Raw genomic sequence first — 24950 nt, 5'->3', positions numbered from 1 at the left:
TGTTTAATCCCCCTTACCTACTGCATCATCATGATATCCACGTTGATGCCCTTGCCACTTTGCACCATCTTCCCAAATTTCTTTCTTCCATATTGGCACAATCTCTTTGATTCGCTCAATCGCATATTCATTTGCGCGATAAGCATCTTTGCGGTGCGGGGATGAAACACTAATACAGACAGCAATATCTGAAATTTCAAGAGCACCAATTCGATGTACAATTGCAGTGACAGTTCCTGGCCACTTTTGACGAATCTCATCACCAATTTGTGCTAATTTTTTTTCTGCCATTGGAACATAAGCTTCATATTCTAGATACTCTGTTCGAATACCTTTAGTCCATTCCCTTACATGCCCTGTAAACACCACAACCGCACCTTGCTTTTCATTAAGAGTCCATGCCCGATATTTTTCTGGTTCGATGGGTGCTGTGATTACTTCAAATTGTTTCAACGCATATCATCCTTTTTGCTTATTCACCCAAGTTCTGAGCCATTTTTCAAAACTTGATATATCATTATTTTGTATCGTTTGATCTATCGTATAGACTACGTTTTGTAATTGTATAAGTTGATTGTAGTCTTCTGTGTTTCGATATAATATCACCTTTTCATAAGGTGCATTTTTGTAGCCTTCAACTAAAATAATGTTGTTATCCATCCTAACATAATCTGCTATTAATGTCTCTAATGCGCTTTCATTGTCTCTTTTAATCGTTTCAACATATTCGTGACCTTGTACAATACTTTGATCAGCACCCGCGTTAAAATGTTTCATATGATCAAGCTTTGAATCAGGCAATTGAATGTCTTCACCCATATGCCCATGATGTTTAATTGTTGTCACGTGGTATCCTAAGTCTTTCAATAATTGCACAGCGCGTATCATGACAGTTGTTTTGCCACTATTTTTATAACCTACGATTTGAAGTATCATAAGTACAGTTCCCTTTGAAGTGATTCTGTAGCTGTTAAGAGAACATTGACTTGATGTCCTTTTGAAAAACCTCTCGTTCCACCTGGTAATATAATCATACCGTTACTGTGGGCTATGGAAACAACTGCTCCAGATTTATTAAATCCTGATGGTACTACCGTCAATTCTCGACCTGTTAAATGCACATCTGCCCTAATAAAGCGAGTAAATGGATTAGGCTTTTTAAAGTCTTCCATTAATGTCGCACGAACCATTGCTGGATAATATTTTTCAGCCCCCATCATATGGTAAAGTGCCGGTTTTACAAAGAGTTCAAATCCCGAATAGCACGCTGAAGGGTTGCCGGATAATCCAAATAAATATTGACCCTTTACAACTGCAACTGTTGTCACACTGCCTGGTCGCATTGCTACTTTATTAAATAACACCTCTGCGTCTAATGTGCGATATATATCAGGTAAATAATCAAAATCGCCTACTGATACACCACCCGTTGTAATAATCATATCATGTTGTTTCATAGCGTCTTTGACTACATCTAAGCTACTATCAAAATCATCTTTTTGAATTTTATACACTGATACCTCTAAGCCCTCTTTGCGGCAAAGCGCTTGTATCATCGGTCCATTTGAATTTCGTATTTTTCCCGGTTCTAACGGTTCATCAATATCTAATAATTCACTGCCTGTTGCGATAATTGCGACAGATGGTTTACGATACACAGGAACATCTACATAACCAAACGTAGCCAGTACAGCAACAGTTCCGGCATTCACATATTGTCCTTTTTTTAAAACGGTGTCCCCTGTTGACGTCTCTTCCCCTTTCAAAGCAATATTTTCTAAATGGTCGAATGTTTTGCGAATTGTAAACCCTTGTTTTGTTTCTGACGTCTGTTCTAACATGACGACTGCATCAGCACCTTCAGGTATCGCTGCACCTGTCATAATGCGCACCGCTTCATTCGGCCCTAATGTCTTATCAGAAACAGATCCTGCACCTATATGGTCAATGACTTGAAATTCAACACGGTGATCTCCACTTGCCCCTTCAGTATCTTGACTCCGTATAGCAAAACCATCATAAGGCGACTTGTTAAACCGAGGAATATCATATGTAGCGATAATATTTTCTGCTAATATATATCCTTCACTTTCGTATATATTGACATGCATCGGTTCTGTTTTAATATTTTGCGACACAATGCGATGAATAGCTTCTGACACAGGGATTGGATTTCTCTTTTCAACTGTCATTGTTTCACTCCTCACAATTTTTTAGAATCATGCTATACTATCCTTGCAATGTTTTAAGGAGGAATAGTATGTCAGATTTCACACATATTAATAGACAAGGCCATGCCAAAATGGTGGATGTCTCAAATAAAGATATAACGAAACGAACAGCTATCGCACATTCAAGTATTACCGTCAATGTGACTATTTATGAACAAATTACTAACAATACTAATCAAAAAGGCAATGTACTTAATACCGCACAAATTGCGGGTATCATGGCTGCAAAGCAAACCTCTCAAATCATACCTATGTGTCACCCCCTACCCATTTCAGGTGTAGATGTTCAATTCGAATGGCACAAGCACGAATCCGATTATACGCTAAATATCCAAACAACTGTTTCAACAACAGGTCGTACAGGTGTTGAAATGGAAGCGCTCACGGCTGCTTCTGCTACAGCACTCACTGTATACGATATGTGTAAAGCAGTTGATAAAAGTATGGTTATTGGCGAAACCTATTTAGTACAAAAAACAGGTGGAAAGTCTGATTTTACGCGTTAATCGTTGTTTTTCTTCGATATGGTGTTTTGAGACTGGGACATTGCATTTTCATTTGATAATATGACAAACGGTGTCCCAACCTCAAACAACACAAAGTTAAATCATTGTTATTTATTCATTTCATAAACAAGGTGATTGAGTTCTGGTAATATCAATTTATTGAGTCCAAGCTTAACAGCGCCTGTTGATCCAGGTAGACAAAAAATCAACTTTCTATCAATAGTCCCTCCAACAGCACGTGATAATAACGCACGTGTACCGACATCTTCAACGTAACTTAAGTAACGGAACAGCTCGCCGAATCCTTCTATTTCTTTTGTTAATAGCGGTTTTACTACTTCAATCGTTACATCTCTCGGCGCTATACCTGTTCCACCTGTTGTAATCACTACATCAATATTTTCTGCAAGCCACTCTTCTAATACAGTTTGAATCTCTACTTGATCATCTTTCACAATACGATAATGCGATGGCTCAATCGTCGTATTGATTGTCCCTAATAACTGTTGAACTAATTGTCCACCTTTATCTGTTTCTTTTGTACGCGTGTCTGAAACTGTTAGCACTGCACATCGAATTGCTCGATTTAATTTGACATTCGTATGCATATCGCACCCTCCTCAAATATTTAACCAAATAACTTATGCATAATTGTTTGCGCTTTTGAAACCTCTGAAAGACCATGTATTAAAATGCGTCCATTTTGAAATCCGACGATGCGATAACCTTCAAAATTAAATTGAATTAAGTATCCGTTCGATTGGTATCGGATATGGCGTGATTTTAAATAATTCAATAACTGATCGTGACTGAGTGCTGGATGCTGGTACTGTACACTATCTCGTCCACACATTGATGCAAATCGTGGCGCATCTTCAGTTAAGTGCGAAAAAGTAGGCATCTCACCACAAGTTGTACATTGATTATTTTTGAGCTTGCTAAATCCAAAGTTATAATGCGACCCTTCCCATATATCGCCGTATGTCAATTTAGGCACAAAGGTTGTCTCGGTTAAAATTTTCAATGCGTCTTTAATTTGCAAACTCGTTGTCATAGTGACAGCAGGTTGAATCACACCTGCCGTATCACATGTTAAATTCATAGATGGAATCTGCGGAATTAAACATTGAAAACAAGGTGTCACTCCTGGAATAAATGCCGCTTCAACATATGTACTTTGGACTACACCACCGTATATCCAAGGCTTTTTATAATAGTATGCAGCATCGTTAATCATCATGCGCGTTTCAAAATTATCTGTTGCATCAATGATGACATCCACTTTCGGTATATGTTCCGATAAAAATGTAGCATCTACGTGATCGATATAGGCTTCAATGTCAACATCACTTCGTATAGCCTTTAGCGCTTCTTTTGCTGCTATCACTTTGGGTATACTCTCATCCGCTTGCTGTTCAGTAAACAATGTTTGCCTTTGGAGATTAGAATGTTCGATATAATCTCGATCGATGATGACTAATTTGCGGATGCCCGCACGCACAAGCCCTTCTGAAACGTGTGTGCCTAATGCGCCCATTCCGATAATAAGTGCAGATTTTTGGTTGATCTTTCTTTGGCCTATTTCCCCAATATTTTGATATAACGTCTGTCTAGAGTAGCGATTATATGTCATAATGATACGCCTTTCTAACTTAATCTTCCCATATATTATACGAAACTTGTTGTTACCTACTCAATTAATTGAAACGCATTTCCATTTGAAAAACAATCCGTCTTTTCATTAATTGAGTCATGGAAATTCCCTACTTTTATGCTTAAATCAAAAAAGATTGGACTATAAGCGTATCGCCTTAAAGTAACACTCGTGTTTTAAGGTCGTCCTTGGTGCATCATACGATTAAATATGATAGCCCGTTTAAACGCTTTTCCAATCTTTTTAAATGCGACTATGCTGTTTTAAATCCTACTGTAATGTGATGATTTCATGTGCGAGTTGTAGAGCTTCATTATGTGAATGTGTTACAAAAATAATCGGAATTTCCCACTGGCTGAATATCGATTGTACTAATGCAATGCCTTCTTGTTTAGACTGATCATCTAAACTAGAGAAAGGTTCATCAAGCAACAATATCTTAGGTTTTGTACTAAGTGCGCGTGCAAGTGCAATACGTTGCTTTTCACCACCTGAACATCGGTTCGGATACATATCTTTTAAATGGTCAATCTTTAACTTTTTCATTAATGTTTGAATATGTGTATTGTCTTTGGTCATGAATGTGATATTGTTCTTCACAGTCATATGCGGAAATAATTGATAATCTTGAAACAGATATCCGACTTGACGTTTACGGATAGGAACGTGCACTTTTTCTTTCGTATCTGTTAACACGTGTTCATTAATTTTGATATACCCTGATTGAGGGTGTCTAATACCCGCTATCATATTTAAACACGTTGTTTTACCTATACCTGAAGCCCCTTGTAATGCATAGATTTGCGGTGTGTGTGATTGAATATCAATCGCGATATGTTTATGATTTATTGTGTGCTTAAGTTGGATTTGCAACATTTATTTCACCTCTCGAAAGCGATCACTATTGAGCATATTCATTGTACCGATAATTGAAATGGAAAATGCAACTAACACAACGACCCATAACCACGCTTGACTTTCACGTCCTTGTTGAACTAAAAAATAAATCTCAAGCGGTAATGTATTTGTCTTCCCAGGAATATATCCCGCTACCATTAATGTCGCACCAAACTCCCCGATAGCTCTAGCAAAAGCTAACATCATCCCTGATATCATCGCACGTTTAGATAAGGGTATCATGATTTTAAAAAATATTTTATTTTCACTTGCCCCCATCGTACGCGCTGTATTCAGCATTTTTTCATCAATGTTGCGAAATCCTTGAACAGTATGTTGATACATTAAAGGAAAGCTGACAATGACAGAAGCAAGGACAGCTCCTGTTAATGTAAATACGATGTGAATGCCTAACGTATTTGTCAAAAACCTCCCAACTAAACCATCGACTGAAAACAATATTAATAATAAAAACCCCATTACAGTAGGCGGTAAGACGATAGGCAATACGACGATACTTTCAAGTAACCTTGCCAATTTACTATGGCGACGATACATCAGCTTAGCACATATAATACTCACTATCACAACGATAACCGTACTAATTAATGCTACGCGTAACGATATCCAAAATGGTGTGAAATCCGGCATTTCTCTTCACCTATACTTCAAAATGATATTGTTTTAAAATCTCTTTTGCACGATTACTCTTCATAAAGTCTTGCCATTTTTGAGCTTCTTTTTGTTCAGATATGACTCCCATACGGTAAATAATCGGTGATTCAAGTTTCGCATCTGCTACTTTTTCGACCCCTTGATGTTTTTTGTGACCTACATATAAATCCGTATTATAGACAAAACCGAGCTTAGCATTTCCTTTATTGACATAGTTAAGTACCTCACGAACATCTTTGGCATAAACAATATGAGACTGAACATTTTGCCATTGATTCTGACTTTCTAAATACGTTTTGGCATATCGACCGGCAGGCACTGATTCAACTTCACCGATTGCTAGTTTATCGTTAGGTGACAAGTCATTCACATTTGTAATATTTTGCCCTTCTTTTTGAATTAATACAAGTTTGTTTCGTGCATAATCATATGTTTTTTCAATTTTTCCATCGTCTTTTAAGGCATCAACATCTTTTGTGTTTGCTGACATAAACACATCTACTGGTGCCCCTTTTTCAATTTGCTCCCTTAATGCGCCTGATCCACCGTAATTAAATTCTATCTTTGTATTTGGGTTATCTTTTTTAAATGCTTTCTCAAGTGCTTTTGTCACATCAGTTAAGCTTGCTGCTGCTGAAACCGTAATCGTATTCACTTCACTTTGTTCCGATGATGAATTATTTTGACTACATGCTGTGAGTAATAGCATAAGTGTAGCTATTACAATCCAAAACTTTCGATTCATTATAAACCCTTCTTTCAACAAAAATAAACTACCTCTAAGTTATTTTACCAAACTTAGAGGTAGTGATAATAGTCCATTTAACATATTTAAGTCGTTTGACATTCTTGAATGAACAATTTAAATGCTTTCTGTCCTTCTGTATTACGTTTAAATACACCCGCATCTTGGAGAACACGTTCAAATTTGTATCCAACTTCTTTTCGAATAATTGTTTCTGCGTTCTCTGAGTTAAACGTATATCGCGATTTCATATCTTCGGCCCAGTCCGCATGAACACCAAGATCTATAGATGCATCTCCTAGAACATATTGTTCCACAGCTTTTAATTCTTGTTTTAATCGACCTGGCAAAATGGCCGTTCCCATTACTTCGATTAATCCAATATTTTCTTTTTTGATATGCTGTACATCAGGGTGTGGATGAAACACACCATCTGGAAATGCTTCAGTTCTTTGATTATCCCTTAATACGATATCCATTTCATATGCATCATCTCTAAATCTAGCAATAGGTGTCACTGTATGATGACGTTCTCCATTTTCACTATGCGCTTTAATCCCAACCGAGTCATCACTATATTCATGCCAAGTTAAACGAATATGCTCACTTGCTTCTATTAACTGCGACGCATTACTTGAGCGGAGGCGAATTACGCTCATTGGCCAATTCACAATCCCCGCTTCAACCTCAGGATACTGCTCAAGTACAAAACTCGTCTCCACTGGTGCAAGAGCCATTGGAAAGTCATGACGTCCTGCTTGATAGTGATTATGCGATAATATAGATCCACCTACAACAGGTATGTCCGCATTAGACCCTATCGTATAATGTGGAAACTGCTTCACAAAATCAATTAAGTTTTCAAATGTTTCTTTATGAATATACATCGGTTCATGTACTTCAGATAATAATATACTATGCTCATCAAAATAAAGATATGGCGAATACTGAAATCCCCAATTTTGATTGTTAATATTCATTTGAATAATACGGTGATTCGATCTTGCTGCTTTTGTCGCCGTTCCAAAATATCCTTCATTTTCCATGCACAATGCACATTTAGGATAATGAGAAGCAGGTGCATTTTTCTCCCTTTCAATTTGTTTTGCATCTTTTTCTGGCTTCGACAAATTAATCGTAATTTCAAAGTCACCGTATTCAGTCGGCACTTTATATTCGATATTTTTAGCTATTGCTTCACTTTTAATGTAATGATTATGATGACTCAATTCATAGAAGTATTTCGTAGCTTCTATAGGTGATAGTTGATAACGCTTATAAAATTCACGATTCACAGTAGATGGCTTAGGTGTTAATAAGTCCATCAATGCTGCTTCAAGTTGGTCACGTTCATAAAGTACATCTTCTATAACACCACGCGCAATTGCATCTTCAATTAAAATCCATGCCGTTTCGATTGGTGTACGTGGTTGTTCTTCGGGCTCTTGATTGGATAAGGTGATATCGGACGCATTGACTAAATGTAAAATACGGTTCACTACATATTGACGATCCAATATTTCGTAATCTCCATACGCAATCACATAATCTGCAAATTGATTCACATGCTTTTGATTCGCCATACCATATCCTCCTTACGCTTGATCCTCATATCCGTTTGGATGCGTCTTGTGCCACTCCCATGCTGTACGGATTATTTCATGAATATCATCATGTTTAGGTTTCCATCCTAATACGGTTTGCGCCTTTTCACTAGATGCAACCAATTTACTAGGATCTCCAGCTCGTCTTGGGGCTACTGTTGCTTTGATGTCTTCACCTGTCACTTTACGTGCCGCATCTAAGATTTCTTTAACAGAATACCCATGATTAGTCCCTAGATTAAACGCACCGCTTTCCCCACCTTCCTTAAGATAGTTAAGTGCTAAAATGTGCGCTTCTATTAAGTCTGTCACATGTAGGTAATCTCGAATAGGCGTTCCATCTGGCGTATCGTAATCATCGCCGAACATTTTTAATTCATCGCGTTGACCGAGCGCTACTTGTAAGACAACTGGAATTAAATGTGTTTCAGGATAGTGATCCTCCCCAATGCCCCCATTTTCTTTAGCGCCTGCAACATTGAAATAACGTAATGCTGCATAATTCATACCATAGGCCTCATGACACCAATGCATCATTTTTTCCATCATTAATTTACTTTCGCCATATGGGCTTGTTGGCTCTTTGTCATCGTCTTCTGTTATTGGCACTCTTTTAGGTTCACCATATACAGCTGCTGTTGAACTAAATACTATATTTTTAACATCGAACTTTAACATCACTTCGAGCAAAACTTGTAAGCCATATACATTGTTATTAAAGTAATCTAATGGTACATTGACTGACTCCCCAACAAGTGAGTAGGCACAGAAGTGAAAGACACCATCGATATCTTCTTTTTTGAAGACATCTGTTAAAAACGCTTGATCACGAACGTCTCCTTGATAAAATTTTGCTTTAGGATGTATTGCTTCTTTGTGACCTTTAACGAGGTTATCGATAACAATCACGTCATGTCCTTTATCCACTAATTGATCAACACAGTGACTCCCGATATATCCAGCACCGCCAAGTACTAACATTGTCATAGCCCTTACACTCCTTTTAGTTCTGTTATTGTTCTCACACCATCTGCAATATCAACATGATAGAAAGACGGTGCATAACCAACTGTATCAACATACTTTTCAGTGACTTGTTTCTCTAGATCTTTGATTTTATCTTGATGCACAAGTGCAATCGCACACCCTGCAAACCCTGCGCCTGTCATACGCGCTCCTAGTACACCCTCAACTGCTTGTGCAGATTCTGCTAACGTATCTAATTCAATACCAGTCACTTCATAATCTTCTTTTAAAGACTGATGTGATGCATTTAGCAATTGACCAAATGTTTCAAAGTCATGTTTTTGAAGTGCATCATAAGCTTCTTTCGTACGAGCATTTTCCGTAATCGCATGTTTAGCACGACGAAGTAACACATCATCTTCAATAATATCTTGATTGGCTTCAAACGCTTCTACTGAAATTTCACCTAATGTCTGCACATTCAAACGCTTTTGCAACAACGCTAATGCTGCTTCACATTCACTACGGCGTTCATTATATTTAGATTCTGCTAACTCACGTCTTTTGTTCGTATTCATAATTGAAATTTTGTATTCACCAAACTCTGTTGGCACATAATGGTAGTCAAGTGTATTTGTATCAAGCAAAATTGCATGGTCTTTTTTGCCAAACCCCACAATAAATTGATCCATAATGCCTGAATTGACACCTATAAATTGATTTTCGACACGTTGTCCTAATTTCACAAGATCTAATCGATCAATATCAATATGAAACAGTTCAGTGACAATATGACCTGTTAACAATTCAATCGATGCAGATGAAGATAGGCTCGCACCATTCGGAATATTTCCTTCAATAGCAATATCAAAACCTTTGTTAATTTCCGGATATTGTTCAACTAAGTAACGAATCATACCTTTTGGATAGTTTGCCCATTGATGATCAGCATTATAGTCAAGATTATCTAAACTAAATGAAATAACCCCTGTCTTTTCGAAGTTCAATGAGTATAAGTTTATTTGACGATCCTCACGCAATCGCGCTACGCCATATGTTCCCAATTCAATAGCTGCCGGAAAGACGTACCCACCGTTGTAGTCCGTATGTTCTCCGATTAAATTAATGCGTCCAGGTGCAAATGCGGATAAAGTCGGTTCTTTATGAAACTGTGATTGAAATACTTGTTTTAACTTAGACATCGTTTCCACCCCAATTGTGATTTATAGTAAACATCATAAATAGTTTACTGTTTATCAAACGTATTTGTCAATGCTCCTTACTCAAAGTTTGGAAAGCTGTCACGATATTGAATCGTTGTTTCTAATGTCATATGAATCGCAACCTGACGTTGACCTTTCAATCGATCTTGAATTAAACGTACCGCCTGTCTTCCAAACTCTTCAATAGGTATATGAACGCTTGTTAACATTGGGACAGCGTATTGTGCGACTTCTGAATCATTAAAGCTTATTACTTTAACATCGCCAGGAACATGATATTGATTTTTTTGAAGTTCTTGGACAATTCCTACTGCTAACATGTCATTGCCTGCAATAATTACATCCGGCATATCAGCTCGTTTCATCATCTTTTTCACAACATCTTGCGCACTTTCACGTCGCCACTCTGTTTTATAGTAATGGGGGGGTATGTGTTGCTTGTCACACCAATCAACATAAGCATTTTGTCTGTCATCATCTATCATTTGGTGATGATGTTTACCAATGTTTCTCACTTTCGTTTGTCCTCCAACATAACAAACATCAGACAGGCCATGTTGGCATAAATTCGTTAACAAGTGAGTCATTGCTTGATATAAATCAGAAGAAATCGCATCAATATAGGCAGGTTGTTTCATTTGATTGATCAAGACAATATTTGTATTATATTGTTGCAATTTTTGTATCACTTCATCTTGGAATGGTCCAATGACAATCACACCTCCTGCTTTTTCAACTTGACTCAGTTCAGTTAATCGCTTTAATTCATCTGTGCGTATTGTTTTTTTTAGTGTTAAATTTAATTGTGTGATTTCTTTTTCAATTGCCAATCGAAGTTCTCTATAATAGGGATCAACCATTTCCTTCTCTTTAGAAGCATGCGTTACGATTTGTATCTGACGAGATACTCGCGACTGTTTATTGTAATTCAATTCTTGTGCAACACGACGTACACGTTCTCTCGTTTTAGGATTGACAGATAATGATGGATCTTCATTGAGAACCCTAGACACTGTTCCTGGGCTTACATTGGCATACTTAGCTATTTCGCGAATACTCGCCATCTGTTATGCAACTCCTTATTAAGTTTACTATTGTTTACTAAAGTTTAGTATAATCTTAACACATTAGAAAATCAAACACTTCCAAAAAAGAAATGAAAGATTTAAAATAAAAGATAATCATTTTAATGATCATCAAAATATGATTTTTAAATGTCTTATGCGCCAAGGAGGGGATATGCGAATGAATCGTGATATACGTTATGATCAAACGATTATGCGCTATGAAAATGGTCAGTTGTTTGAAACAACAGATAACTATGTTACCGAATTTCCATTAACAATCACTGTTAATGGTGACGAATTTGCAACGGTCATTTGTAGTCCAAATCACCTTGACGAATTGGTATTCGGCTTTTTAGCTTCAGAGGGCGTTATTTTAAAACGTGATGAACTCAAACATTGCAACATTGATGATAGTCGAGGCTTTGCTCATGTCACATTAACAACACAACTGAATCAACGGATACAACTATCAACTAAGCGTTTAGTAGCATCGTGTTGTGGCAAAAGTCGAGAGTTCTATTTTCAAAATGATGCAGCCATTGCTAAGACATCGATGTCTACCATATCAGTGACACCTCAGCAAATCTTAAAGATGATGGCGCGACTCCAAAATGAAAGTCGTACATTTCATGTTACAGGCGGTCTGCATAATGCTGCTATTAGTGATGGTGGTGACTTTTACATTCATCGTCAAGATATCGGACGCCATAATGCATTAGATAAGCTGTTTGGCTATTGTATTCAACATCATATACCTGTTCGAGATAAGATACTTATTTTTAGTGGTCGCATCTCTTCAGAAATATTGATTAAAGCTGCAAAGATTGGTGTCGGTATGATTGTGTCAAAGTCTGCTCCTACAACACTTGCCATTCAACTCGCACATGATTTAAACATTACTGCTGTGGGGTTTGTTCGAGAAGAACATTTTAATATTTATAGTCATCCGGAACGCATCGTTAACCCATCGTCATCATAGCGTTTAAAATCGAACATAACAAAAGGGCTCTCAGTCAAATTGGACTGGTCGCATTAAATTAAGGCGTTATGCAATAATGGATTGCTTAACGCCTTTTTCGTTGTGTAATCATAAAGTCTTGAACATTAACGTCTCTTTTAATACGACATAAATCAGTAAAATTGAGTTGGTAAAACATACTTTATAACTTAGGGATGTGAATAAATATAGCACATTTGATTGATTCCTAAGCCGAGACTTCTGAGGCGCCTAGAAAAGCGAGGCTTTATGGAACAATCAAATAAATGAAATTATTTATACACCAGTCCGATTTACTATAGAACCAAAAAAGGCGCAAGATTTACATTTTGAGTATATCTTACGCCTTTTGTTTATTTAGTTCTTCTAATAATGCACTATATTTAAAACTGATATATGTATAACCTTGTTTCACATACATATCCTTAACAGTGTCTTCGCCATCTGCCACAAGTATGACGGAACGCTCGCGCGCTATTTTACCAATTTGCGCCTGCATTCGTTTACCAATACCTTGTTTTTGCATATCAGCCCGAACAGCAAAACCATCTATTTCAATTGTTTTTTTCGTTTCAATTAAATTCACAATACCTACAGGTTCTGCCGCATCGTATGCAACATAATATTGAATAGGTGCACTCACTTGCTGTACCTTTTTTAAAATACGTGCATTTGATTCGCGAACATATTCTTCACCAAATTCGATACTTAACGGATTAAATACAGTGAAATAATCATTTACTGTTTCAGCTGTCACCTTTTTCAATGATATTGGTTCATCAGATATATTTTGCAAACTATTTCCTTCAATAACGTAAAGCTCGACATATCCTAACTGGAACCCTTTCGAACGTAAAAAGTGTAGCATCTCAGCATGAGGTTTAACATTGTCTGGGAACTCAAATTGCAAATGATTTGATCCTTGATTTTCATGTACCCGTTGCTGTATCAGCATATCATTTTGAAACGTCAATATATCGGGCATTTGTCGGTAAATCCACTTATTCGCATCATAATGCAAAGGGGTAGAAGGCGTATTGTAAATAACCATGCGCTCTGTCACTTCTGCTATGTTTCCATCTGTATAAATATCACACATTGACACCACTCAAACCCCTCCTCTTGTTTATTCTGTGAAACCACGCATAATTCTTGCTGTGACTGGATTTTTTAATAAAGCAACCGCGATTAATGACGCAATCACCGCTTTAATAATATCTCCAGGTAAGAATGTCATCGATAACCATAATGCTTTATGTATTGGCATATTAATAATGAGTCCCATTACAATTGCACCAACAACATCAAGTAATATCACACCAAAAATTAAAATGATAATGAAAATGCGCTTTAAATTCAATCGCTCAAATTGACGATCGCGCATCCAACCGATAAGGAATGCAACAATTGGATACATAATTAAAAAGCCTGCTGTTGGTCCAAAAAACACGCCATAACCACCGCGACCACCTGATAACAATGGTGCACCGATTAAAACAAGTAATAAAAAGACAATTACACTTAAAAATCCATATTTACGCCCTAATAAAATACCTGCTAAAAAGATTCCTACATTTTGAATCACAATAGGTACCGGTATAAACGGCAGTGGAATTGCAGGAATAACCCCTAACACTGCGATAATAGCAGTCATCAAGGCAGTATATACTAAAAAACGTGTATTCAATATAAAATCCTCCCTATCGTACGTTATATAACGTTTGAGACAAAGTGGTACAGCGTGTTTTAACGCTGTATATCCGCCTCAACCTCTTCGTATTATACCACCTTTGTAAACTTTTTAGCTACATTTATTTACATTCTTGAGACCGCGCCAATAAGCGCTGCATAATTGTCAAACTGAGCGCATCTGATATTTGCATGTCCGTAGTCCTTAGGCAAAAACATAGGTACGTGTGGAACAATATATTTCAGTAAACGCTGTTGTTGGGCTGATACGCCTCCACCAATGATTATTTCATCAGGATCATACATGATTTGTACTTCAGCAATTCCTCTTGCTATTTCTCTACCCCAATTTGACAATTGCTGCTGTGCTTCTTTATAGCCATCTTCCGCTTCATCAAATAGTCGCGGTATATCACAATGATTATAATTTGACGCCTTGAGTTGTCGTTTCAAAGCGCGTGTAGAAGCACGCTGTTCGTAATAAGTTTTCGAAGCTGTATCATACAATAAATTTCCAATTTGATGTGGTCTGTGGCGCGCACCAGTGATGAGCCCAAAGTCTTTATGATAATAACTACCGCCAATACCAGTTCCCAATGTAAGACAGAATATATTCTTATCATTTTGGTTCATTTGTGTGAGTTCACCGAGTAAAGCAGCATCGACATCGTTATAAACTTGAATGCGACTCACCATATGTTTTAAACAATCTTCAAAGTTCGTTCCTGTATAATTTAAAATATTCTCATTAGCGTATGCAATTGTTTTATTGTCTCGATCTACAGCCCCTGCTGTCGAAATACCTAGTCGCACTTCTGGGTTTTCATATTGGTGAATGATAGCCTCTAATCGTGCTTTGACAATATTTAAAATAGCATGATCTATATTCTTTGGCGTGCGTACCCTTTCAAAATGCTCAATTGTAAGTTCATCAGTTACAACCGCAGATTTGATATACGTTCCTCCAATATCAAATGCGACTTTAATCATTATGTTTGACCCCTTTCATGAGATGTTGCGTCAATAACATTTTGGCTTTAGCATAATCTTTTTGAGATAGTGCTTGATATATGGCATGATGCTCTTTAATACTTAATCGATTTTCCTCTATAGTCGTCGTAATAGAATGTCGATAAAAATAAGCTTGAACAACCGCACTCATTTGCTTAAATAATGTTGAATTAACAGACTCCAATATACTTTGATGAAAGGCTTGATCTTGGCTTGAATCAAATTGACCCACATCATTAACTAACGATGCTTCGATTGTATCAAGCGATAGCTGTTGTTGTTCAATCATGTCAATGGCAGCAAGTTCAAAAGTAAGCCTCAACATGAGTAAATCTTTAATATCGCCTTGTGATACTTGAAAGCTAAACAAAAATCCGTCAATCAGAGGTGTAATATCTTGTTCTTTGACAAGGGTGCCTTTACCTTGAACACTCTCTGTAACACCTGTATTTTCAAGATAGCTCAAGGCTTCACGTATTACTGATCGACTGACGTTATACGCTTCAGCAAGCTTTCGTTCAGTTGGAATCTTATCACCTACTTTTAAGCGATTATCTAAAATATAATGTTTAATCTTCTCAACTATGGTTTGTTTAAGACTCATCGTTTTATCAACATTTTTATCCTTCAATTTATAACAACCTTCTTCAAAATTTTGCTTTAAGTGTATCATAAAGAAACATATACGCTACATATTTTGTACATTAATAATGCCTTTAGTTTTGAATACAGACAAAAATTAAAGATTGACGACTATGATGTTAACGCTTACAATTAAATTATAAATTGGTCTGACCAATATTACAATAGACTGGAGGTTATTTTGTGAAAGAGGATTTAAAAGGATTATATGCAGCATTACTTGTTCCTTTTGATGAACAAGGGCACATTATGGAGAATAGCTTACGACAAATCATACGCAATGCTATTGATGAGCAAAAACTAGATGGTTTGTACGTAAATGGAAGTTCTGGTGAAAATTTCCTTATGAATACCGAACAAAAGAAAGCCGTCTTTCGCATTACTAAAGATGAAGCCAAAACAGACATTAAGTTAATTGCTCAAGTTGGATCATTGGACTTAAATGAAGCTATAGAGCTTGGACAATATGCGACTGAATTAGGATATGATAGCTTATCAGCTGTTACACCATTTTATTATCCATTTACATTTGAAGAAATTCGTGACTATTACAACAGAATCATTGAAGCAACTCAAAATAATATGATTATTTACTCTATTCCAGGACTAACTGGCGTAAACATTTCAATTGAACAATTCGAAACATTATTTGAAAACGATAAAATTATCGGTGTTAAATATACTGCACCAGACTTTTTCTTACTAGAGCGATTAAGAAAAGCATTCCCAGATAAGCTGATTTTCTCTGGCTTCGATGAAATGCTCGTTCAAGCCGCCATTTCAGGGGTAGATGGGGCAATCGGTTCTACATACAACATCAATGGTCAACGTGCACGTGATATTTTTGAATCGGCCCAAAACGATAATGTCGCACAGGCCTATAAAGTGCAACATGAAACAAATGATATCATTGCAACTGTTCTAAGAATGGGGCTTTACCCGACTTTAAAAGCCATTCTATCGGAAAAAGGAATCGATACTGGCCAGCCGAAAGCACCATTCCATCCGTTTAACGAAATTTATCGCGAAGAACTTAAATCATTAATTCAGAACTATCAATTATAATCATCACCGTACTTGAAGATATAGGAAAACCGTTGGAACATACTTTTTCATCGTTATTGACAATGGTCTCTCGCTATCTTCAAGTGATTGACACAATATTATGAAAGCGTTTTCTTATTGGGACTATTCAACGATGAAAGGGGTATTATTATGGAATCAATTGGCTTTGGTTTATGGAACTGGGTGGCTTTAGTTTTATACTTATTATTAATGTTAGGAGTCGGTGCCTTTTTTACAAAACGTGCAGGCCGAGACTCTGATAGTTTCTTTAAAGGCGGCGGTCGCCTTCCTTCATGGGTCGTTGGCTTTTCAATTTATGCTACAACATTAAGTGCTATTACATTTATGTCTACTCCGGAAAAATCATACTTAACGGACTGGTCTTATATTGCTGGAAATATTGCGATTGTTGCAATTATCCCTTTGCTGATTTACTTTTACATTCCATTTTTCAAAAAATTAAACGTAACGTCAGCATATGAATATTTAGAAGCACGTTTTAATCCTGCCGTACGTGTTGTTGGCTCATTATTGTTTATTTTATTTCATATTGGAAGAGTCGCCATTGTGATTTATTTACCTACATTAGCAATTACTGCAGTTTCTGATATCAATCCGTATTTAGTAGCAAGCTTAGTAGGCCTTTTATGTATTATTTATACTTTCTTAGGCGGATTTGAAGGTGTCGTTTGGAGTGATTTTATTCAAGGAATTATTCTTTTAGGAGGCGCACTCGTCATCATTATTATGGGGATAACACACATTGATGGTGGTATCTCTACAGTTATCAACGATGCTGTTTCCAATCAAAAGCTGATTAGTGCAGATAACTGGAAAATCAATGCCGCTGCTGCTGCTATACCTATTATCTTTATCGGTAGTGTTTTTAACAACTTACAACAGTATACAGCGAGCCAAGACGTCGTTCAACGTTATCAAGCATCTGATTCGATCAAAGAAACATCTCAATCGATTTGGACAAATGGGATTTTAGCACTTATTTCGGCTCCTCTTTTCTACGGAATGGGAACGGTCTTATTTGTTTTCTATTCGCATCACACACAATTGCCAAATGATTTCAATACATCGTCTATCGTGCCTTATTTCATTTTAACTGAGATGCCACCATTTATAGCTGGCCTTTTGATTGCCGCTATTTTTGCAGCTGCTCAATCTACAATTTCATCTAGTCTCAACTCAATTGCAGCGTGTATCTCTGTTGATATTAAACAACGCTTTTTTGGTAAAAAAGATGAAAAATCCGAAGTGCGTTTTGCACGTATTGTTACTGTTTTAGTCGGTCTAACCGGCATGTTAGTCTCTTTATACTTAATTGCTGCTGATTCAAGTGATGTATGGGATTTATTCTTATTAATTACTGGATTATTTGGAGTACCGATTGCGGGTATCTTTGCAGTTGGTATCTTCACAAAAAGAACACATGGTACAGGAGTTATTGTAGGTATTTTAGTTGCTGTTATTACGAGTTATTTCTTACAAGGTGTTGGTGGTGCAGGTTCACCATTCTATACGTCGATTATCGCATTTGCAATTGCATTCGTTGTAGCTTATATTGCAAGTCTCATCATACCCGCACCTCAACATCATATTTCTGGTCTAACTATATATGATAAACACGGTAAAGTAACTTACAAGCCTAAATCCAAATAACTCGTCAAAGACTGATTATTGCCTAGAAAATACTAAATAAAAACTTCGAGATTTTTCGTAAATTCTTACGAAAGCCTCGAAGTTTTTTCGATTGCTGAGATATCTCAGACTCTCTTTTTTCTAATCATTATCTAGCTTATTGATGATTCATTTTAAGATTCACTTAATAATTTTTCTTTCAAATCTTTTCGAATATAGTCCAACGAATATGGATCATTGTACCAATATATAGAAGCATCTACATTAAAAGTATGATTGTTTTGCACGGCTTCAAGATTTTGCCATAAATCCGTTTTTTGGAAATCTGGAAGTGCTGCATCTTTTGCTTTAGCTGTTACAATATAATCTCCAGCGTATTTTCCAACGGCTTCTTTTGATACTTCCGTCCAACCTTCTTTTTCTGTCGCTTTTTCAAGCGCTTCAGGCATTTCTAAGTCAAAAGCTTGGTAAATCACTTCGCTTCCGCGTCCCCAGTTCTTGCCGTAAGCATAGATTTTTTTGTTGAAATCTTCAAAAATAGATACTGTGGCATCTTCACCGATAACTTTCTGAATGTCTTTACCATCTTTTTCTGTTTGATTTTCCCATTTGGCTTTCCATTCTTTAACTTCTTTTTCTTTGTTAAGGATTTCACCCATTGCTTCTTGTTGCTCAAGATAGTCGTATTGTGCATAATCAAAAGCTAATGTCGGTGCAATTTTCTCCAACTTAGACACATTTTTGTCTGTATTATACGTAATAATTAAATCTGGTTTGAGTGTCGCTACTTTCTCAACATCTTCTGCTCCTAATTTGTCTACATCTTTAAATTTTGGTGCAAGTATCGTACTTTGATCAATTTGATCAGAAACACCTACAATGTGTGCACCTAAATATTTTAATCCACCTGCATATGTTGGTGCTAGTACAACAATACGTTCTGGATTTTGAGGTATTTGTACTTCTTTTTCACCTTTTGCAGTTTTTAATTCAAATGATTTCGTGTCACTTGATTTATCATTTGATGTTTGACCACAGGCTGCAAGTACAAGTACAACAGCTATCATGACTAGCCATAAATTTTTCATTTTAACATCCTCCAATTGATAATGATTATCATTATTATATAACATTCTCTTTTAGATAGCTATCATTTTTTTGAAGGTGCTTATTTAATAACGTGACATTTACATGCACAAGTCACATTCTGTTTAAACAACACAAAAAAGCTAAGATCAGCTCCAGTATAGTTCATATGACTATAAATATACTCCAGTGCTTCCAACACAGCACTTGTCATATCAACACATCATTTATACTGTACCAACCTCAGCTATTCAATTATCCTTGCCTTTAACATCGTGTTCTTTAGGGAGTGTGCGTACCCACGTAAATAAGACAATCGTTTGCAATATAACCATGATGACAAGCCCTATGCGAATCAATAAGACCTCTACCATCACTATTGAAAAACCAATCACGATGTATAAACTGATAAGAAGTTGAATCTTTTTGCGCATGGTATAGCCCCTATACTTGCAAAAATCTTCAACATAAGCACGATAAATCGTAGTTCGAATTAACCTATCGTGAAATCGCTTCGAACTTTTGGCAAAACATATAACTGCCACAAGCAAAAATGGCGTCGTGGGTAATAGCGGTAATACTGCCCCTAAAAACCCAAGCAACGTAAAGAGTACTCCGATTATGATTAAAATATAACGCATGTGCTAGAACGTCCTTTTATCTAGTATTAATTTAATGATATTGCTGTTGAAGTGTACTCAATTTAAGAGGTAAAATGTCTTAACGCTCAATATTTTGCTAAAATGCTTTCAACATCTTTCTATCACTACTAACACGCTTCGCAATAGTAGTATAAGCCATGTCCTCCATTGGTGGGTTATGAAGTCCTGCTCTCATATCGCGGTAATAACGTTGGAGAGGACGTGCCATCTCTAGACTCTTAGCTCCAACGATTCGCATGGCAAGATCAACAACATCTAATCCTTCATTCATCACAATCACTTTACTCGCAGCCGTTTCATTCATAATGCTTACATCTCCTAGGCTTCGATAGGCTTTAGCTGTACTCCAAAGCATGTGTCGTGCAGTTAAAAGTTTCGTTTCCATTTTACCAATATTTTGTTGAACAACTGGCAACTCACCAATAGTACCATCAATACTATTCGGACTATATTCATTCGCAAAGTCGATAGCATAGTCTCTTGCAGCTTGGGCGATGCCTAAATAAGTGCTAGGAATATGCAATAACCATCCATTTTGAAAATCTGGTCCTTCCCCTTTGATTTCAACAAGATACTTTTGATGTACGCGTACATTATTTAAAATCAAATCATGACTCTCAGTCGCTCGCATACCGAGCATATCCCAATTATCTGCAATTTCCAATCCTTCTATATTAGTCGGCATATAGAAAAAGCCCACTTTATCTATAGATTTAATATAGGCAGCTACAACGACATGCGTCAATCCTTTACTCATTGAAGTAAATGTCTTAACGCCATTAATGATATAAAAATCTCCTTCTAATTTTGCATGTGTACTCGGTCGTCCTCCTCTTGTTGGACTGCCTGTTTCAGCTTCACTCACTGCTCTATTGACTAATGCCCCATTTTGGACATCAGTTGCGAATTCATTCAATATCTCTTTCGGCCAGTTTCTTTTTTGAAATAATTCTCCTACTAAACTGACGTGCCATCCTATTGACAAGGCAGTAGCTCCATCCATAGAACCTAATAGACTTTGCAATACGACCATATCCTCAACAGTTGCCCCTTCACCACCAAATGACTTAGGTAATGTCAGCTTTGTATAGCCCGAGTCAACTAACCATTGAATATTTTCATAAGGAAAGCGTGCATTTTGATCATTATATTCAGCATGAGATTCAAATAAATGACGCTGACGCTCGAGTTTTTCAACCCATGTATGCTGGATATCGGATTGAATAAGTGCGGATTTCATAATGATTCCCCCAAAGTTCATAATTTCTTAGTTCTTCACTCAAAATTATAATATATTTCCGTATAGAAACCTAACGTTTGGAGTTATGAAGTCCGTTGAATGCTAACGCTATATTTTAATATAAAAATACCGAAACATCATCATCTCATTTCGGTATCTCTCTCGTTTATAAATGTTGTCTTGGAGCTGGAACATATAAAGCCATTGCCTTAAAAGAGCGAATCAAAATAATGCTTCAATTTCAGAAAATAATTGATCGATTTTTTGGTATTGTTCATCTGACACTTCGATAATCACTGTTCTTTCGTCTTTTTCATTACGTCGCTTTGATAAATAATTAAAGTCTTTCAATTTTTGAACTGCTTTAGTGATATAATACGGCTTAAAACTAGATGCACTTATAATATCTTTCACGTTATAGCATGATAGTCGATGTTCGTGAATAAAATTCAAAATAAACAATTCTTCATAAGTTAATCCATAATCTTTTTTGACTTTGGCATATAATGCTTTAGTTGTATAGCTGATTGTAATAAATTCTTTCATGTTTTTGATCATATACTTTTCCATAATTACACCCCTATGTTGCATATCCAAGACGACTAGTTCAAACTATTATTCAGCGCTCAACTATATTAACTTGGAAATTAAATTTATTTTTAACCATATTTTAAACTGTATTCCTTTATATTTCAAATACTTTTCACATAAAATTTTAGATAACTTTTTATCTCTGTAATTATATTGTCTTCATTAATTAGATATCTATTAATTTCACTAAAATCTTCTTAAATGACAGGCAAAATATTGTTATATGTAATATTTTATTTTTATGATGACAATTAAAAATAATCTTCTATTTAATCCTCATAAACAAAGAAAAAAGGATAGGACTTAAATCCCAAAATAAAAGCGTATTGTTTGCCTCGCATTTCCTAAAAGATGTGTCGAGCCGCGGTCTCGACGCTCATCCTATTCTCTCAGGCGTCTCGCCAACAATACGACGTGATATACATGTAATTTTACATTAAAATACTTTAAAAAAGACCCTTTCGTATCATTGAATTAAAGAAAAAACTTCGAGATTTTTCGTAATTTCTTACGAAAACCTCGAAGTTTTTCAATTACTGAGATATTTATATCCCAATTCCTTACATACGTACTTGTTAAATTATTTTTTAGTTGTAAATGTATCAGCTAAGCTTAAACCAGCCAATGTAAAGACATCAATGGCATGTTGAGCACCTTTTTTACCATGACCTGCTTTAAGGTGGCTTGAAATAGCACCAATCATGATACCTAAAGTTAACACTGATGCGATTTGTGCAAAACGTTTGTTAAAAATACTTAATACCATGAATAGAGATGCTGCTGCTTCAGCTGCACCAATCACTGGCACTAGCTCTTTAGGCAAGTCAAAACTTTCAAAAGCATCTTTCATATTTTGTGAGTTTTGTAATTTTGGTTTAGCTGCATTGAATAATTCTTTTGCAACCTTTAAATTTGTGACATAACTTAAAATCATTTCTGTTCTCTCCTCAAATTATTTATTTTTAAAATATTCATCTACTATTGGTTTTACCCGCTCACCAAAGAGTTTAATCGAATTCATGACATCTTCATGTGGCATAGAGCCAACTGGTAAATGTAACATAAATCGATTGAGACCAAGTGCTTCAACTGTATCAATTATTTTTTGCGCTACAGTTTCTGGACTGCCCACATACATTGCACCTGAAGGACCGACTTCACGTTGGAAATGTTCAACTGTAAATGGAGGCCATCCTCGTTCTTTAGCGATAATATTATGATGCGCTTTTGCTGATGGGAAATATTCGCGTTGTGCTTGTTCATCTGTTTCAGCAACATATCCCCAAGAGTGTGAAGCTACCTTTAAATCTTCAGCTTTATAGCCATTTGACTCAGCGACTGCTCGATACATTGCTACATTACGTGAAAAACGTTTTGGATCCCCACCAATAATAGCATACGTGATAGGTAAGCCTAATGAACCTGCTTTTAATGATGATTCAGGTGTTCCACCTGTTGCAAGCCAAATAGGTAATTCTTTTTGAACAGCTCTAGGATAGACGCCACGACCATCAATATTCGGCGTTAAACTACCTTCCCAATTAACAATCGTATTCTTGTTAATCTTCATTAATAATTCTAATTTTTCATCATATAGTTGTTCATAGTCGTTTAAATTGTATCCAAATAAAGGAAACGACTCGATAAATGAGCCACGTCCAGCCATAATTTCTGCTCTTCCATTTGAAAGTGCATCCAGTGTAGCAAATTGTTGATAGACACGTATCGGATCATCTGAAGATAATACTGTCACTGCAGACGATAATTTGATGTTTTTAGTTTGTGTCGCTGCTGCTGCAAGTACTGTTGCTGGACTAGACACAGCATAATCTGGTCGATGGTGCTCACCTAAACCGTAAATATCCAATCCAACCTCATCAGCTAACTTGATTTCCTCAACAATATTTCGTATACGTTCATCACTTGGTATAGCTGGAAACTCTCCGTCTTGCGTGTGAATCTCATGGTTATCAGCAAATGAAGTTAATCCTATTTCAACCTTCATACTGTCACCTCTTTCTCTGAAGTATAAATTTTATATCGATATTATAATTCCGTTTTACCGAGTTGTCAATACGATAGCTCATTGCATCTATATCAACAATTCAAAGTATATCTATTCATATAATCGCTTTAGTAAATTTACCTTTCTATTGCTTAAATGATGATTGAATTTGTGCTTCTACATATGAAATAAACGACGCAATGTCCCCTTTTTCAATCTCTTTCATTGCGACTTGACCTACTTCAAACCCCATTAATATTTGATTGTCTTCATATTTAATATGACTTATCTCATTATAAGGAATATTACGGTAATAAAATTGTCCGTTCATATCCACATTCATAATTAATCGTTCATTCGTAGCAACATACGCTCCTTTGAATTCACTTTGTCCCTGTACTTCATATTCGATGATACCCAATACAGAAGGCCCTTGTTTTTCTGTTGGGAATAAATCATCAGGATTGACTTTATCTAATATCATGCTCATTCTCCTAACTGAATCATATTTATTCTATTATACCCCTTTACCCCAAAATCCTATTAAACATTCTCAGAATACGACTTTAAAATAATTCTCAATCTTTTCATGAATATTACATTTTTGTAACAAAACTTAATAATATTTACATCACTTTATATCCTGTAGACGAAACTATTGCGATAAATTCAACATTTCTACAAAAGCGAGCTTTGAAACAAAAATGTCATCTAAATCCCTTAAACATTACAAATCAAAAAAGC

27 protein-coding genes are annotated in these 24950 nt (G+C 36.2%); 4 read left to right on the top strand and 23 right to left on the bottom strand.

Annotation, left to right across the window (positions count from 1 at the left end; genetic code table 11):
* Positions 1–3: 3 nt before the first annotated feature.
* The 3 genes from C7J90_RS05775 to C7J90_RS05765 are packed head-to-tail and all read right to left on the bottom strand — an operon-like array spanning position 4 to position 2192.
* Entirely contained in the window at positions 4–453 is a 450-nt protein-coding gene (locus C7J90_RS05775) for a molybdenum cofactor biosynthesis protein MoaE (protein ID WP_103208005.1), read from the bottom strand.
* Positions 454–459: 6 nt separating this feature from the next.
* Positions 460–936 carry a molybdopterin-guanine dinucleotide biosynthesis protein B gene (mobB, locus tag C7J90_RS05770; RefSeq protein WP_103208003.1) on the bottom strand — a complete coding sequence of 159 codons (477 nt, stop codon included), beginning with the start codon at positions 934–936 and terminating at the stop codon, positions 460–462.
* Complete coding sequence (locus C7J90_RS05765; RefSeq protein WP_103208002.1) at positions 933–2192, bottom strand: molybdopterin molybdotransferase MoeA; 1260 nt, start codon at positions 2190–2192, stop codon at positions 933–935. Before C7J90_RS05765 ends, mobB begins: the two co-directional genes overlap by 4 nt.
* 68 nt (positions 2193–2260) lie before the next feature.
* Here C7J90_RS05765 and moaC point away from each other — a divergent pair, with 68 nt between their 5' ends.
* The gene (moaC, locus tag C7J90_RS05760; protein ID WP_103208000.1) at positions 2261–2737 is read left to right on the top strand and encodes a cyclic pyranopterin monophosphate synthase MoaC; all 477 of its coding nucleotides are present in this window, start codon (positions 2261–2263) and stop codon (positions 2735–2737) included.
* A 107-nt stretch (positions 2738–2844) separates the two neighbouring features.
* On the opposite strand, the gene C7J90_RS05755 is transcribed toward moaC, so the two are convergent.
* The 9 genes from C7J90_RS05755 to C7J90_RS05715 form a co-directional block, all read right to left on the bottom strand.
* On the bottom strand, positions 2845–3345 hold the full coding sequence (locus C7J90_RS05755; protein ID WP_103207999.1) for a MogA/MoaB family molybdenum cofactor biosynthesis protein: 501 nt from the start codon (positions 3343–3345) through the stop codon (positions 2845–2847).
* A gap of 20 nt (positions 3346–3365) precedes the next feature.
* Complete coding sequence (locus C7J90_RS05750) at positions 3366–4370, bottom strand: ThiF family adenylyltransferase (protein WP_103207997.1); 1005 nt, start codon at positions 4368–4370, stop codon at positions 3366–3368.
* A 291-nt stretch (positions 4371–4661) separates the two neighbouring features.
* Positions 4662–5267 (bottom strand): ATP-binding cassette domain-containing protein, encoded by a 606-nt coding sequence (locus tag C7J90_RS05745; RefSeq protein WP_103207995.1) that lies wholly within the window; start codon positions 5265–5267, stop codon positions 4662–4664.
* Entirely contained in the window at positions 5268–5939 is a 672-nt protein-coding gene (modB, locus tag C7J90_RS05740) for a molybdate ABC transporter permease subunit (RefSeq protein ID WP_103207993.1), read from the bottom strand. It abuts the gene before it with no gap.
* A gap of 10 nt (positions 5940–5949) precedes the next feature.
* The gene (gene modA / locus C7J90_RS05735) at positions 5950–6708 is read right to left on the bottom strand and encodes a molybdate ABC transporter substrate-binding protein (RefSeq protein WP_103207991.1); all 759 of its coding nucleotides are present in this window, start codon (positions 6706–6708) and stop codon (positions 5950–5952) included.
* 86 nt (positions 6709–6794) lie between these two features.
* Complete coding sequence (gene galT / locus C7J90_RS05730) at positions 6795–8291, bottom strand: UDP-glucose--hexose-1-phosphate uridylyltransferase (protein WP_103207989.1); 1497 nt, start codon at positions 8289–8291, stop codon at positions 6795–6797.
* A 12-nt stretch (positions 8292–8303) separates the two neighbouring features.
* Complete coding sequence (gene galE, locus C7J90_RS05725) at positions 8304–9299, bottom strand: UDP-glucose 4-epimerase GalE (RefSeq protein ID WP_103207987.1); 996 nt, start codon at positions 9297–9299, stop codon at positions 8304–8306.
* 5 nt (positions 9300–9304) lie between these two features.
* Positions 9305–10480: a galactokinase gene (locus tag C7J90_RS05720; protein ID WP_103207985.1), complete on the bottom strand. Its 1176-nt coding sequence runs from the start codon at positions 10478–10480 to the stop codon at positions 9305–9307.
* A 77-nt stretch (positions 10481–10557) separates the two neighbouring features.
* Entirely contained in the window at positions 10558–11565 is a 1008-nt protein-coding gene (locus tag C7J90_RS05715) for a LacI family DNA-binding transcriptional regulator (RefSeq protein ID WP_103207983.1), read from the bottom strand.
* Positions 11566–11746: 181 nt separating this feature from the next.
* Between C7J90_RS05715 and fdhD the strand changes: the two genes are divergently transcribed.
* Entirely contained in the window at positions 11747–12547 is an 801-nt protein-coding gene (fdhD, locus tag C7J90_RS05710; RefSeq protein ID WP_103207982.1) for a formate dehydrogenase accessory sulfurtransferase FdhD, read from the top strand.
* Positions 12548–12905: 358 nt separating this feature from the next.
* Here fdhD and C7J90_RS05705 read toward each other — a convergent pair whose 3' ends face one another.
* The 4 genes from C7J90_RS05705 to C7J90_RS05690 form a co-directional block, all read right to left on the bottom strand.
* Positions 12906–13664 (bottom strand): GNAT family N-acetyltransferase, encoded by a 759-nt coding sequence (locus C7J90_RS05705; protein WP_103208077.1) that lies wholly within the window; start codon positions 13662–13664, stop codon positions 12906–12908.
* A gap of 27 nt (positions 13665–13691) precedes the next feature.
* A complete protein-coding gene (locus C7J90_RS05700; RefSeq protein ID WP_103207980.1) occupies positions 13692–14252 on the bottom strand; it encodes a biotin transporter BioY in 561 nt (186 codons plus the stop codon).
* 128 nt (positions 14253–14380) lie between these two features.
* The gene (locus C7J90_RS05695; protein ID WP_103207979.1) at positions 14381–15244 is read right to left on the bottom strand and encodes an ROK family protein; all 864 of its coding nucleotides are present in this window, start codon (positions 15242–15244) and stop codon (positions 14381–14383) included.
* Positions 15237–15938 carry a FadR/GntR family transcriptional regulator gene (locus tag C7J90_RS05690; protein ID WP_232332101.1) on the bottom strand — a complete coding sequence of 234 codons (702 nt, stop codon included), beginning with the start codon at positions 15936–15938 and terminating at the stop codon, positions 15237–15239. The genes C7J90_RS05695 and C7J90_RS05690 overlap by 8 nt, the downstream gene beginning before the upstream one ends.
* A gap of 152 nt (positions 15939–16090) precedes the next feature.
* On the opposite strand from C7J90_RS05690, the gene C7J90_RS05685 reads away from it, so the two are divergent.
* The gene (locus C7J90_RS05685; RefSeq protein ID WP_103207977.1) at positions 16091–16972 is read left to right on the top strand and encodes an N-acetylneuraminate lyase; all 882 of its coding nucleotides are present in this window, start codon (positions 16091–16093) and stop codon (positions 16970–16972) included.
* Between the two features lie 150 nt (positions 16973–17122).
* Positions 17123–18643: a sodium:solute symporter family protein gene (locus C7J90_RS05680; RefSeq protein WP_103207975.1), complete on the top strand. Its 1521-nt coding sequence runs from the start codon at positions 17123–17125 to the stop codon at positions 18641–18643.
* Positions 18644–18795: 152 nt separating this feature from the next.
* Here the strand turns inward: C7J90_RS05680 and C7J90_RS05675 are convergent, their stop codons facing one another.
* From C7J90_RS05675 to C7J90_RS05645, 7 genes are all read right to left on the bottom strand, one after another.
* Entirely contained in the window at positions 18796–19710 is a 915-nt protein-coding gene (locus C7J90_RS05675; RefSeq protein ID WP_103207973.1) for an ABC transporter substrate-binding protein, read from the bottom strand.
* Positions 19711–19959: 249 nt separating this feature from the next.
* Positions 19960–20349: a YbaN family protein gene (locus C7J90_RS05670; RefSeq protein ID WP_103207972.1), complete on the bottom strand. Its 390-nt coding sequence runs from the start codon at positions 20347–20349 to the stop codon at positions 19960–19962.
* Between the two features lie 97 nt (positions 20350–20446).
* Positions 20447–21610 (bottom strand): acyl-CoA dehydrogenase family protein, encoded by a 1164-nt coding sequence (locus C7J90_RS05665; RefSeq protein ID WP_167388990.1) that lies wholly within the window; start codon positions 21608–21610, stop codon positions 20447–20449.
* Positions 21611–21832: 222 nt separating this feature from the next.
* A complete protein-coding gene (locus C7J90_RS05660; protein ID WP_103207970.1) occupies positions 21833–22180 on the bottom strand; it encodes a transcriptional regulator, SarA/Rot family in 348 nt (115 codons plus the stop codon).
* A gap of 601 nt (positions 22181–22781) precedes the next feature.
* The gene (locus tag C7J90_RS05655; protein ID WP_103210395.1) at positions 22782–23135 is read right to left on the bottom strand and encodes a DoxX family protein; all 354 of its coding nucleotides are present in this window, start codon (positions 23133–23135) and stop codon (positions 22782–22784) included.
* 18 nt (positions 23136–23153) lie between these two features.
* Positions 23154–24206 (bottom strand): LLM class flavin-dependent oxidoreductase, encoded by a 1053-nt coding sequence (locus C7J90_RS05650; RefSeq protein ID WP_103210397.1) that lies wholly within the window; start codon positions 24204–24206, stop codon positions 23154–23156.
* Between the two features lie 145 nt (positions 24207–24351).
* Complete coding sequence (locus C7J90_RS05645) at positions 24352–24690, bottom strand: PH domain-containing protein (protein ID WP_103210398.1); 339 nt, start codon at positions 24688–24690, stop codon at positions 24352–24354.
* Between the last annotated feature and the right edge of the window lie 260 nt (positions 24691–24950).

This window comes from Staphylococcus felis, assembly GCF_003012915.1.
GTDB classification, from domain to species: Bacteria; Bacillota; Bacilli; order Staphylococcales; family Staphylococcaceae; genus Staphylococcus; species Staphylococcus felis.
This window is presented reverse-complemented; position numbering and strand designations above follow the sequence as displayed.